We start from the raw sequence: 12,325 nt of genomic DNA, 5'->3' as shown, positions 1-12,325 counted from the left end.
TACAAAAAGACCGCGCCAGGCGCGGTCTTGAATCCACCTTCTGTTGTGATTAGCCAGCAAAGTTCTGGTTGGCAAAATCCCAGTTAACCAGAGCCCAGAAACCTTTCAGGTAGTCAGGGCGCAGGTTGCGGTAATCGATATAGTAGGCGTGTTCCCACAGATCAACGGTGAGCACGGCGGTCTGGCCATTGGTCATCGGCGTACCGGCATTGCTGGTGTTGACGATTTCCAGTGATCCGTCGGCATTTTTAACCAACCAGGTCCAGCTGGAACCGAAGTTGTTAACCGCACGATCATTAAACTCTTCCTGGAACTTCTCGAAAGAACCCCATTTGGCATTGATGGCATCTGCCAAAGCACCCGTTGGAGCACCGCCACCGTTTGGAGACAGGCAGTTCCAGTAGAAGGTGTGGTTCCAAACCTGCGCAGCATTATTAAAAACAGGGCCGGCTGGTGCAGCTTTGATCACGTCTTCCAGTGACTTGCCTTCAAATTCTGTACCGGGAACCAGTCCATTCAGTTTGACCACATAGGTGTTGTGGTGCTTGCCATGGTGGTATTCCAGGGTCTCAGCAGAGATGTGGGGTTCCAGTGCGTCTTTGGCATAGGGAAGTGCGGGTAGTTCGAAACTCATAATATATGTACCTTATTATCTGACAGGTTTAAATCAATGTGGCTTAATGTTGCTTAATCATAGCACCGAAATTTGCATCTATCATGATACAAAAAGTGTGTATTTTGTGCTGTAAAGGTGTGAACCACAAAAGCTGAATAGGTCTTTAATCACCTACCTTCACTCTTTTATCTTGGGGTGAGTCTGTGAAATTCAAGGGATGACCCTAAAGTGCTCCTCAGTCGGGCAGGGATATAGACCGCCAGTTAGAGCGCTTTTGGCCGCTGGCAATAAAGCCGGGATTCTCCAATGACGCTTTGCTGTTGTATGGCAGTGGATTGAGTTCAGGCAACTGCAGCAATTCACCACCGGCTGCTTCCAGTATGGCCTGGCCTGCGGCTGTGTCCCACTCGCTGGTGGGGGATAAGCGTAAGTATAAATCGGCTTGCCCCTCGGCAATTCGGCACAGCTTTAGCGAGCTGCCGAGGCATAGGGTGGTTATGTTGTTGGTTGAGTCGGCTGGCAAAAGTTGGGCAATGGCGGCTGACTCATGCTGGCTGTGACGGCGGCTGGTCAATAGCGTCAGTTTATCTGCAGTTGGGCGCGTATTGATCGCCAAGCCGGGTCCTGAACGTTGGCTTTTCCACGCTCCGGTAGCGGCGCTCCCCCAGTACAGAGTTTCGCTGTCGGGAGCATACACTAACCCAAGTTGTGCCTGGCCGGCATCAATAAGAGCGATGTTGACAGTAAATTCACCGTTACGTTGCAAAAACTCCCGGGTGCCATCAAGCGGGTCGAGCAACCAGTAGCGAGACCAGTGTTGCCGTTGTTGCCAGTCAGGAATTTCAGCTTCCTCACTGAGTATCGGTATGTCGGGGGTGAGTTGTTGCAGGCCCTGCACCAATAGCTTGTGTGCGGCCAGGTCGGCGGCTGTTACCGGTGTGTCATTACTTTTCTGTTGTGTATTCCAATGGTTTTGATCCTGATAGATCTGCATGATGACATCGCCAGCATCACAGGCTAACTGTTTCAGAGACGGTAAGAGTGTGTGGTACATGGTGTTCCTATTAGTAATGCATGGGTCGTAGACTTTAAAAGCGCCAGGCAAGCGTTCATACTCTAAACAGTATAAAAGAGAAACAGGCGGGATGATGCTGGACTGGAAAGAAATTGATACCTTGCTGTTGGACATGGATGGCACACTGCTGGATCTGCACTTTGATAGCTACTTTTGGCTGGAGTTTTTGCCGCTGCGCTACGCTGAAATACATCAGCTTGAGGCGGGCGAGGCGCGAGCCTGGTTGCATGAGCGTATTCGTAAGGAGCAGGGAACACTAAACTGGTACTGCCTGGATTACTGGACGGAGCAACTGGGTGTGCCCATCACCGCCCTGAAACGTGAAATAGCTGAGCGTATCCGTTTCAGGCCGCATGTCGAAGACTTTTTGCTGGCTGTACGTCATGCGGGTATCCGTTCGGTGATAGTGACCAATGCCCATCGGGGGAGCCTGTCGTTGAAAATTGAAAAAACGGCTATTGATACCCTGGTTGATCGCGTGATCAGCTCTCATGATTTTCGTTATCCTAAAGAGGATCAGGCCTTCTGGCATCAGTTACAGCAAGTAGAGCCGTTTAACCCCGAGCGTACACTTTTAGTAGATGATAGTCTGGCGGTTTTGCGTTCAGCTCAGACCTATGGCATTCGTTATTTACTATCCATTGTACAACCAGACAGTCAGTCTGAACCCCGTGCTATTACAGAGTTTCCTTTTATAGATCACTTTATCGAGGTTATGCCCGAAAAATGACCCAACACTATTCTCATTCCGATCAGAAAATTCGCCTGGATAAGTGGTTGTGGGCTGCGCGTTTTTATAAAACACGGGCGCTGGCCAAGCAGATGATTGAGGGCGGAAAGGTGCACTATGATGGTGTTCGCGCTAAAAGTAGCAAAATGGTTGAAGTGGGAGCGGAAATTACCTTGCGCCAAGGCTATGAAGAAAAAACGGTGGCTGTGCTGGCCTTGTCAGATCAGCGTCGTGGTGCCGCTGAAGCGCAGGCACTCTATCGTGAAACAGAGCAGAGCGTGGCTCAGCGTGAGGCGCATGCCGCACAGCGTAAGATGCTTGGCAGCGCCCCTGAACACCGCCCCGACAAAAAGAGCCGCCGTGAATTATTGCGTATCAAGGGCAGCTGGGATTAGATCCTTTAATCAAGGATTGAAAAATGGCAGCCGATTCAGCAAGGGTATTCGGCCGAGCAGACGGAATAGCGGCAGAAAAGCTTTCTCCATCCAGCGTGTGAGTCCCAGTAAGAGCGGGGAGTAGAAGGCCCAGGCAAGCACAGGTAAGGCTACAGCAAATCCACCTACCGCCACATCACTGAACCAATGAGCGCCACCGACCATCCGTGGCAAGATCATCAGGGTAGCCAGCAGTACAGCGAGATAGCTGCCAAGACAGCGGGTATTCATGATCAGGTAGGCTGCCCAGAGAATCAGCACGGTGGCATGATCGCCTGGAAAGCTGCGACTGGAACCATCCTTGGCCGGTATGACTGGAAACAGTTCAGTGAGTAAGTAAGCTGGAGATAGCACCATAGAGGGACTGGGTCCGCTTAGATCCAGTTGTTTAGCAAATTCGTAGAAAAAATAACGCAAAGGCACCAGTACAAACATCAGCACCAGAAAACCTACCAACGCTTGCTGCAGTTGCGACCGTTTGAAGCCGAACCCGGGGAATACAAGGAATAGCAGCATGACTACGGCCAAGAGCATATCTTTGTAGCGTGTATTGGCCCACGCCCAGATCCACGCCCAGGTGCCACCCTCTGACAGGGTGCCGTTGAGCGCAAAAAAAACACTGTTGTCAACTTGTCGCCATAGTTGAAAACCAGCGGGATATATAAAGCTGAGTATCAGCAGTAAGGCCGCTAAATGCATTAAAATCAATGGAGCCGGACGCCATTGACTGCCAAACACAGGGGGGGTGATGTCATGCGTTTATCTTTCTGGGTTGTGATAAAATCAAATTCTATAGTAACAGTCATAGATGTCAGCTAAAAGTCTGGCGTCGTAGCAAGAGTGGAAAATAGTCTATGAGTTCAGCGGATAAAATCCAGCGAGTCCTTTTTGATGAAGCCGACGTTCGCGGAGTTGTGGCCGGTTTGCAGACTAGTTATGCAGCGGTGATGGAGCGCAACACCTACCCACTAAAAGTACAGAAGCTATTGGGTGAAATGCTGGCTGCCGTCGCTCTGCTAAGCTCAACGCTAAAGTTTGATGGTCGCCTGATATTGCAGGCCCAGGGGAAGGGGCTCTACGCCTGTTAATGGCTGAGTGTAGTCACCATCAGCAGGTTCGCGGCATTGCGCGGATTGACGGTGAGTTGCCCGATGCGCAGAGTTTTGCTGAGCTTTTTTCTCAGGGGCGTTTGGGCTTGACGATTGAACCTGCCAATGGGAAGCGTTATCAGGGTGTTGTGCCGATGGAGCAAGAGTCACTTGCAGCCTGCCTGGAAGACTATTTTAGTCGCTCAGAACAACTACCTACCCGTATTCAGTTGGCGTGTGATGGTGAACGTGCGGCGGGTATGCTGTTACAGGTGTTGCCGGCGGCGGGAGGTGAAAGTGAAGAAGATTGGAACCGTATTAGTGTACTTGCTGATACGTTAACACAAGAAGAACTGCTGACACTGGATAATGAGTCAATGCTGTACCGCTTATTTCATCAGGAGAAGTGCCGTCTTTATGATGCACAGAGTCTGGAGTTTTATTGTGATTGTTCTCGTGAGCGCTGTGGGCGGGCACTGCAACTGGTCGGTCGTGATGAATTACTGGCTGCGGCGGGGGAGCAGGGTGGCCATATCAGTGTTGATTGCCAGTTTTGTAATGCGATCTATCAGTTTGATCGTGAGGATATTTTGGCATTAACTGAAGATCAGCGTCCGGCTGGAGAAACCCTGCACTGAATTACGTAACGTTGCGACTTTAGTAAAACTGTTAATGCGAAGCGTTTCCGGTTGTCCACATAGCGGTTTTTTTATGCAATAATAGGCGTCCTTATAAGCAATAATAATTTATGCAAGCCGGTATATTAACACTGCGACGTACCTCAGATACCTGTGGCGTATCCGATCAGGGCTCGCATTTGCTATTCAGTAATTTGTTGGCATCAAGCCAAGGGAAAGCGTAATGACTACAGACACTGTCACAATTGCACATCAGAATCTGAGCCCTGCTGAACTGGTGGAGCGTGCTCTGCAGCGCCAGGAAGGCGTACTGGCTGATACCGGTGCATTGGTCGTAACTACCGGAAAACGTACCGGTCGTTCACCGATGGATCGTTTCATTGTTAAGGAACCCTCTACGTCGGCCTCTATCGACTGGGGGCAGGTTAACCGCCCGTTTGATGCTGACAAGTTTGATGCCCTTTGGCAGCGCGTGGAAAACTGGCTGGAAGGCGAAGAGCGCTTTGTCTCTCAGGTTCACGTTGGATCTGACCACAACTATTACTTGCCAGTCAAAATGACTACACAGACGGCCTGGCAGAATCTGTTCGGCCTGAACCTGTTTATCCGTCCGCATCAGTACAACCCTAAAGATAAGCCTGAATGGCAGATCATTAATGCGGCAGGCTTTGTCTGTGATCCGGAGCGTGATGGTACCCATAGTGATGGTTGCGTCATACTCAACTTTGCTGAGCGCAAAGTGCTCATCGCCGGTATGCGTTACGCAGGTGAAATGAAAAAGGCCATGTTCTCGGTACAGAACTTCCTGCTGCCAGAGCATGATGTGCTGCCGATGCATTGTTCAGCTAACATAGGTGAAGATGGTTCAACTACGCTGTTCTTTGGCTTGTCCGGTACCGGTAAAACCACGCTGTCTGCCGATCCTGAGCGCTACCTGATAGGTGATGATGAGCACGGCTGGGGCAAGGGGGTTGTGTTTAATATTGAAGGTGGCTGTTATGCCAAGACCATCAATCTGAGCAAAAAGAACGAACCGATTATCTGGGATGCGATTCGCTTTGGTGCCATCGTTGAAAACGTTACCCTGAACGCTTGCCGCAAAGCTGATTATAACGACACGTCGCTGACTGAAAATGGTCGTTGTGCCTACCCGCTGGAGCATGTTGATAAACGCTCTGCAACCAATATGGGGGAAGAGCCGGATTCAATTGTGTTTCTGACCTGTGACCTGACAGGGGTGCTACCACCTGTGTCGGTACTGACTAAGGAAGCCGCCGCCTACCATTTTCTGTCAGGCTATACGGCCCTGGTTGGTTCTACCGAAATGGGTTCAGGTGGCGGGATTAAATCCACCTTCTCAACCTGCTTTGGTGCGCCCTTCTTCCCGCGTCCGGCCCATGTTTATGCTGATCTGCTGATGAAGCGTATCAGCGATTATGGCTCACGGGTTTATCTGGTCAATACGGGCTGGACCGGAGGTTCTTATGGTACCGGTGAGCGGTTCAGTATCCCGACAACCCGGGCTATTATCAGTGCGATTCAAAGTGGTGCGCTGAAAGACTGTGAAACTCAGCAGTTACCGGGTATCAATCTGGCTGTGCCTGTCGCTGTACCAGGTGTAAACAGTGAGTTATTGAATCCACGTGAAACCTGGGCTGATCCGGCGGCTTATGATGCGGCTGCGAAAGATCTGATTGGGCAGTTTGTGAATAATTTCACCAAGTTTAACGGTATTTCAGAAGAGATCGTTAAAGCGGGTCCTGAACTGTAAGGGTATTACTCTGTAACATCGTCGCTTCTGCCCACTCATGCGCACGCGGCTGACGTAACTCCGGTATATAAAAAAAGGGTGATCGACTGATCACCCTTTTTTTATATCTGCAAGCCCCCTGGTTGGAACTCAACTGCACTTCAGTTTGTAGTCGATGCTCTTCAGATAATCCACTTCGCTCTCCAGGTCTGTCTGAGTGAGGGGGTGGTGCTGCAGCCATTCATTAGGGAATGACAAGGTGATTTTCTGATTATCGGCCTGCAGTTTGAATGCGGGCAAGCGGGCTTTACTGCGACTGCGGTGCAGGATAACTGCAAGGCGAAGCAGCAGGCTCAAGCGTATGTAAGGCAATTGCTTATCTTCAGGTAGAAGTTTCCACTCATCCTTGGGTAGTTTGCGGCGGTGGGCTCTGGCCAAAAAGGCGAGCAGTTGCTGTTCTGTGTTGCTGAACCCAGGCAGGTCACAGTTTTGCAGTAAATAGGCGCTGTGGCGATGAAAACGGTTGTGGGAAATTGTCAGGCCGATTTCATGTGTACGTGCTGACCAGCAGAGCATGTCGTGAAACTCATGTTCCTGAAGCTGCCAGCTGTCACTCACCTGGGCTAGCAAGATCAGTGCAGTGGCTTCAACATTGGCGGCATGGCGGCTGTCAATATGATGGCGTTTCATGAGTGCATTGATGGTGCGCTCGCGTACGTCCTCATGACGCAGGCGACCAGCCATATCGTAAAGTACACCCTCGCGAAGTGCACCGTCTGAATATTCCATGGTGCTAATATCCAGTGACTCAAAAATCGCGCACATGATGGCCGTGCCTGCAGGCAATACCGCTTTGCGTTCCGGTTTGATGCTGTTTAGGCTGATTTCATCTGTATGGCTGAACTTCAATAGATAGGCTTTGAGCTGATTGAGCGCTTCGGCGCTGATAGGGCCTGAGGAAAAGCCAAGTTCTATACAGGCCTGTTTGATGGCTTTAGCCGTGCCGGATGAGCCGACACAGCTTTGCCAGCCCATGCGGCGATAGTTGCGCCGGATTGACAGCAACTCCTGCATGGCGGCCATTTTGGCTTGTTGGAATCCCTTGTCGGTTAACTGTCCGCCGGGAAAAAATTCTTCAGAGAAGCTGACACAGCCCAGTTGCAGACTTTCAAGTAATCGTGACTCAAAGCGCTCACCGATGATGCATTCAGTGCTACCGCCGCCTATGTCGATGACCAGTCGCCGCCCGGTATCATCAGCCAGGGTATGCGCCACGCCAAGATAAATCAGACGGGCTTCCTCATAGCCGGAAATAACCTGAAGGGGCAGTCCCATTACGGCGGCGGCACGGTTGGCAAACTCGTGGCGATTAGCGGCCTCACGCAGGGCATTGGTGGCAACGGCTCGTATGGCTGATCGGGGCAGCTCTTTGACCCGTTCAGCGAAACGTCGCAGACAATCGATCCCGCGTTGCTGGGCTTCCTCTGAGAGGGTGCCGGCTTCATCCAGTCCGGCAGCCAGTTGAACTTTTTCTGACATGACATCGACGGGTTTTAACTCTCCGTCTACCAGTCGGGCAACCACCATATGAAAACTGTTGGAGCCTATATCGATTGCCGCCAGCAGAGCCCCCTCTTCGGGTTGATCGGGCCGGTCCGGCTGTTCGTATACTTCCATTAAGCGCTCCACGTCACATTTTTATAGCGAATGGCCGTTATTTTGCCAGACGTGCTGGCGCATAAGAAGCCGAAAAATACTTTTCTTGGCGTATCTATGCCATGCGGATAAGTTCACAAGTATACACGGCTGGTGTTATGATCCTCATATAACAGCTATTACAAAGCACCCGGTGCAATGGAGAAACAGAGACATGAGTGAAAACATTATCAATGTCACCGATGCCACTTTTGAAGAAGAAGTGGTAAAAGCAGACAGCCCCGTTCTGGTAGATTACTGGGCAGAATGGTGTGGCCCCTGCAAAATGATTGCCCCTGTATTAGAAGAGATTGCCAAAGAGTATGCTGGGCAGTTAAAAGTTTGCAAGCTCAATATCGATGAAAACAATGACACCCCTCCCAAGTTTGGTATTCGTGGTATCCCCACGCTGATGCTGTTTAAAGGCGGCAGTGTGGAAGCGACTAAAGTGGGTGCTTGTCCAAGTCCCAGCTTTCTGCATTTATCGATGCTAATCTCTGAGTGAGCATCACGGTGAAAGGGTTGGAGCTATCCACCCTTTTCAATGAGATTGCTCTGGATCAACTGCTTAAGGATAATATCCAAGGATACTGGACAGGCGTCGTTAAACACTTTATATTCATTCTGTGCTTGGCTGATGATCCTGTCAGATCCCGGCAGGGTGTTACAGTGCGATCTGTTGATCTACTGAAACAATCTCTTTCCAACTAAATCCTCCGGCTTTCCATTCAATAATCAGCCTTCGTTTGGCTGCATCCTAAAAAACTATGAATCTATCTGAATTAAAACTCAAAAGTGTTCCAGACCTACTGGAAATAGCAAACAGCATGGGCATCCAGAACATGGCCCGTTCCCGCAAACAGGACGTGATTTTTGCCATCCTGAAAAAGCATGCTGTCAGTGGTGAAGATATATATGGCGATGGCGTTCTTGAAATACTTCAAGATGGCTTTGGTTTTTTACGTTCGGCTGATTCGTCGTACCTGGCCGGACCCGATGATATATATGTATCACCCAGCCAGATTCGTCGCTTTAATCTGCGTACAGGCGACACCATCGCTGGAAAAATCAGGCCACCGAAAGATGGTGAACGTTATTTTGCGTTGTTGAAAGTCAGCGAAATCAACTTTGACCGTCCTGAAAATGCCAAGAATAAAATACTGTTTGAGAACCTGACGCCGCTATTCGCCCAGTCGCGCATACGCATGGAAGTCGGTAATGGCAGTACTGAAGATATCACCGCCCGCGTTATCGACCTGGTTTCGCCTATGGGCAAGGGTCAACGTGCGTTGATCGTATCGCCACCTAAAGCTGGTAAAACGCTGATGTTGCAGAATATTGCCAACAGCATTACCCGCAACAGCCCAGACTGTTACCTGATTGTGTTGTTGATAGATGAGCGTCCGGAAGAAGTGACTGATATGCAGCGTACTGTGCGCGGTGAAGTTGTTGCTTCAACCTTTGATGAACCGCCTTCGCGTCACGTACAGGTAGCAGAAATGGTGCTGGAAAAGGCCAAGCGCCTGACAGAGCACAAAAAAGATGTCGTCATTCTGCTGGACTCCATTACCCGTCTGGCCCGAGCATATAACACCGTGATTCCATCTTCCGGTAAAGTGCTGACAGGTGGTGTTGATGCTCACGCGCTGGAGCGCCCCAAGCGTTTCTTTGGTGCTGCACGTAACATCGAAGAAGGTGGCAGCCTGACAATCATTGCAACAGCGCTGGTGGATACCGGTTCAAAAATGGATGAAGTGATCTACGAAGAGTTTAAGGGTACCGGTAATGCCGAAGTACATTTAGACCGTCGTATTGCTGAAAAACGCGTGTTCCCGGCGATTAATATCCGCCGTTCAGGCACGCGTCGTGAAGATCTGTTGACCACAGAAGATGAGCTGCAGCGTATCTGGATTTTGCGTAAATTGCTGGATCCGATGGATGACTCCGCCGCTACAGAGTTTGTGATCGACAAGCTGAAAGACTTTAAGACCAATGATGAGTTTTTCCAGTCGATGAAGCGTAAGTAAACGATCTGCAAAAGAGTGTTTAGCGTATCAGTTAGAACTCTTTCACCCAGACACCCAGGCAGCTTTGCTGTCTGGGTGTCAGTGTCCGGTAAGACCTAGTTATGTCCACGCCAAAATATCAAGACCTTCGTGATTTTATCCAGATGCTTGAGGCCAGAGGCCAACTCAAGCGCATTACCCAGCCTGTCAGCCCTGTGCTGGAGATGACCGAAATTGCGGATCGAACTCTGCGTGCAGGCGGACCTGCGCTGTTGTTTGAGAATCCCATCGGCTTTGATATCCCGGTGCTGGCAAACTTGTTCGGTACCCCGGAACGGGTGGCTTTGGGTATGGGGCAAGAATCTGTATCGGCCTGCGAGATGTGGGTCTATTGCTGGCGCAGTTAAAAGAACCTGAGCCGCCCAAGGGCTTCAAGGATGCCTGGGATAAACTGCCAGTATTCAGGCAAGTACTGAATATGGGGCCGAAGCTGGTTAAATCCGCACCTTGTCAGGCGGTGGTCACCGAAGGTGATGCCGTTGATCTGTATCGTTTGCCAATTCAAACCTGCTGGCCAGGCGATGCCGGACCCTTAGTGACCTGGCCGTTGGTCATTACCCGTGGACCGAATAAAAGTCGTCAGAATCTCGGTATTTACCGACAGCAATTGATTGGTAGAAATAAACTCATCATGCGCTGGTTGGCACACCGTGGTGGCGCGCTGGATTTTCGCGAGTGGAAACAGCAGCACCCCGGACAGCCTTTTCCGGTTGCTGTGGCGTTGGGTGCAGACCCTGCCACCATTCTTGGGGCGGTAACACCGGTTCCGGACACGCTGTCAGAGTATGCCTTTGCTGGCTTACTGCGTGGTGGAAAGACCGAGCTGGTGAAGTGTATTGGCAATGATCTGCAGGTACCGGCGAGCGCTGAGTTTATTCTGGAAGGCTATATCGATCCGGATGAAACTGCCGCAGAAGGACCGTTTGGAGATCACACTGGCTATTATAATGAAGTGGATCACTTCCCGGTTTTTACCGTGGAACGTATTACGCATCGTAAAAATCCAATCTACCATAGTACCTATACCGGTAGACCACCGGATGAACCTGCGGTGTTGGGTGTAGCACTAAATGAAGTATTTGTACCAATTCTGCAGAAACAGTTTCCCGAGATAGTGGATTTCTACCTGCCACCTGAAGGTTGCTCCTATCGCCTGGCTGTGGTGACGATGAAAAAACAGTACCCTGGCCACGCCAAACGGGTGATGCTGGGTGTATGGTCGTTTCTGCGTCAATTTATGTACACCAAGTTTGTGATTGTCTGTGATGATGATATTAATGCGCGAGACTGGCAGGATGTTATCTGGGCTATGACTACACGTATGGACCCTGCCAGAGATACGGTCATGATCGAAAATACGCCAATTGATTACCTGGATTTTGCGTCACCAGTTTCCGGTCTGGGATCAAAAATGGGCATGGATGCAACCAACAAGTGGCCGGGTGAAACCCAGCGTGAGTGGGGGGAGCCGATTCAGATGTCTGCAGAGGTCAAGGCACATGTGGATGAAATATGGGACAGTTTAGGCATAGTGCCTGGAGAGAATTTTGAATAGATATACGGCAAAAATAATCAGTAATGAACGCCTGAACCGGGATGTCTATCGGGTTCGGATTGCGCTGCAAGCGTCAGCTGCTGAGTCAGTAACTTTTCGTGCCGGTCAGTATCTTGAGTTGTTTTTGCCGGATGGTCGCAGTGCGTTCTTTTCTATCGCATCAGCTCCAGAGAATATTGATGCATTAGAGTTACATATCCGTCATATGCCGGATAGTGAAATGAACTGTGCACTCGTTGCCCATCTGGAGCAGGCGTCGGAAGTGGAGCTGTGCATGGCCATGGGTCAATGCCATCTTTCTGCGACTGCATTAGTGCCAGAGCGGACCCTTTTTTTTGTTGCCGGTAGTACCGGATTTGCCCAAATCAAAAGCATGGTTGAACATCTGTTGGTGAATCAGGTGACGCAGTCTATCCATGTCTACTGGGGTGGACGTGTTGCTGATGATCTTTACCTGGATAGTCTGGCGCGCCAGTGGGCCAGCGAGTACCCCAACCTGCAGTATACCGCTGTATTGTCCGAACCGGAGGATACCTGGCAGGGTCGCTGTGGGCTGTTACCCGACGTTGTGGCGGCTGATTTAATAGCAGCTGCTACAACAGATATTTATGCTTGTGGTTCACCAGGTATGGTATATGCCTAGTGGATGCACTGGAAGCCAAGGGTGTTAGTGAACGC

At 50.3% G+C, this 12,325-nt stretch carries 9 protein-coding genes and 3 pseudogenes; 8 read left to right on the top strand and 4 right to left on the bottom strand.

The features are described from left to right. Positions 1–49 precede the first annotated feature (49 nt). Entirely contained in the window at positions 50–634 is a 585-nt protein-coding gene (locus LH51_RS17550; protein ID WP_036524756.1) for a superoxide dismutase, read from the bottom strand. Between the two features lie 217 nt (positions 635–851). Further along, the gene (cysQ, locus tag LH51_RS17545; protein WP_036524754.1) at positions 852–1,670 is read right to left on the bottom strand and encodes a 3'(2'),5'-bisphosphate nucleotidase CysQ; all 819 of its coding nucleotides are present in this window, start codon (positions 1,668–1,670) and stop codon (positions 852–854) included. A gap of 94 nt (positions 1,671–1,764) precedes the next feature. On the opposite strand from cysQ, the gene yrfG reads away from it, so the two are divergent. Both yrfG and hslR read left to right on the top strand, forming a co-directional pair. Continuing rightward, positions 1,765–2,421, top strand: a complete 657-nt coding sequence (yrfG, locus tag LH51_RS17540; RefSeq protein WP_036524751.1) for a GMP/IMP nucleotidase — start codon at positions 1,765–1,767, stop codon at positions 2,419–2,421. Next, entirely contained in the window at positions 2,418–2,816 is a 399-nt protein-coding gene (gene hslR / locus LH51_RS17535; RefSeq protein ID WP_036524748.1) for a ribosome-associated heat shock protein Hsp15, read from the top strand. The genes yrfG and hslR overlap by 4 nt, the downstream gene beginning before the upstream one ends. A gap of 9 nt (positions 2,817–2,825) precedes the next feature. On the opposite strand, the gene LH51_RS17530 is transcribed toward hslR, so the two are convergent. After that, positions 2,826–3,554, bottom strand: a complete 729-nt coding sequence (locus LH51_RS17530; RefSeq protein ID WP_052063907.1) for a phosphatase PAP2 family protein — start codon at positions 3,552–3,554, stop codon at positions 2,826–2,828. A 155-nt stretch (positions 3,555–3,709) separates the two neighbouring features. Here LH51_RS17530 and hslO point away from each other — a divergent pair. Beyond that, a pseudogene (gene hslO, locus LH51_RS17525) lies at positions 3,710–4,581 on the top strand (Hsp33 family molecular chaperone HslO). Positions 4,582–4,804: 223 nt separating this feature from the next. Beyond that, the gene (locus LH51_RS17520) at positions 4,805–6,352 is read left to right on the top strand and encodes a phosphoenolpyruvate carboxykinase (protein WP_036524741.1); all 1,548 of its coding nucleotides are present in this window, start codon (positions 4,805–4,807) and stop codon (positions 6,350–6,352) included. Positions 6,353–6,481: 129 nt separating this feature from the next. Here the strand turns inward: LH51_RS17520 and ppx are convergent, their stop codons facing one another. Beyond that, complete coding sequence (gene ppx / locus LH51_RS17515; RefSeq protein WP_052063906.1) at positions 6,482–8,008, bottom strand: exopolyphosphatase; 1,527 nt, start codon at positions 8,006–8,008, stop codon at positions 6,482–6,484. Between the two features lie 193 nt (positions 8,009–8,201). Here ppx and trxA point away from each other — a divergent pair. From trxA to LH51_RS17490, 4 genes and pseudogenes are all read left to right on the top strand, one after another. Next, positions 8,202–8,527: pseudogene (gene trxA / locus LH51_RS17510) on the top strand (thioredoxin TrxA). 266 nt (positions 8,528–8,793) lie between these two features. After that, on the top strand, positions 8,794–10,053 hold the full coding sequence (gene rho / locus LH51_RS17500) for a transcription termination factor Rho (RefSeq protein WP_036524738.1): 1,260 nt from the start codon (positions 8,794–8,796) through the stop codon (positions 10,051–10,053). A gap of 101 nt (positions 10,054–10,154) precedes the next feature. Beyond that, positions 10,155–11,647, top strand: a pseudogene (ubiD, locus tag LH51_RS17495) (4-hydroxy-3-polyprenylbenzoate decarboxylase). Next, positions 11,640–12,290 carry an NAD(P)H-flavin reductase gene (locus LH51_RS17490; RefSeq protein WP_052063905.1) on the top strand — a complete coding sequence of 217 codons (651 nt, stop codon included), beginning with the start codon at positions 11,640–11,642 and terminating at the stop codon, positions 12,288–12,290. The pseudogene ubiD and the gene LH51_RS17490 overlap by 8 nt, the downstream one beginning before the upstream one ends. Positions 12,291–12,325 lie beyond the last annotated feature (35 nt).

The sequence above is a fragment of the Nitrincola sp. A-D6 genome (genome assembly GCF_000764495.1).
Taxonomy (GTDB): Bacteria; Pseudomonadota; Gammaproteobacteria; order Pseudomonadales; family Balneatricaceae; genus Nitrincola.
Note: the sequence above shows the minus strand (reverse complement) of the source record. Positions and strands in the feature narration are given on the sequence as shown.

What these genes read in the sequence shown, in the direction of transcription:
- LH51_RS17530 (WP_052063907.1), bottom strand. Translation starts at nt 3,554, where the DNA reads ATGCATTTAGCGGCCTTACTGCTGATACTCAGCTTTATATATCCCGCT.
- hslR (WP_036524748.1), top strand. Translation starts at nt 2,418, where the DNA reads ATGACCCAACACTATTCTCATTCCGATCAGAAAATTCGCCTGGATAAG.
- LH51_RS17550 (WP_036524756.1), bottom strand. Translation starts at nt 634, where the DNA reads ATGAGTTTCGAACTACCCGCACTTCCCTATGCCAAAGACGCACTGGAA.
- ppx (WP_052063906.1), bottom strand. Translation starts at nt 8,008, where the DNA reads ATGGAAGTATACGAACAGCCGGACCGGCCCGATCAACCCGAAGAGGGG.
- rho (WP_036524738.1), top strand. Translation starts at nt 8,794, where the DNA reads ATGAATCTATCTGAATTAAAACTCAAAAGTGTTCCAGACCTACTGGAA.
- cysQ (WP_036524754.1), bottom strand. Translation starts at nt 1,670, where the DNA reads ATGTACCACACACTCTTACCGTCTCTGAAACAGTTAGCCTGTGATGCT.
- LH51_RS17520 (WP_036524741.1), top strand. Translation starts at nt 4,805, where the DNA reads ATGACTACAGACACTGTCACAATTGCACATCAGAATCTGAGCCCTGCT.
- yrfG (WP_036524751.1), top strand. Translation starts at nt 1,765, where the DNA reads ATGCTGGACTGGAAAGAAATTGATACCTTGCTGTTGGACATGGATGGC.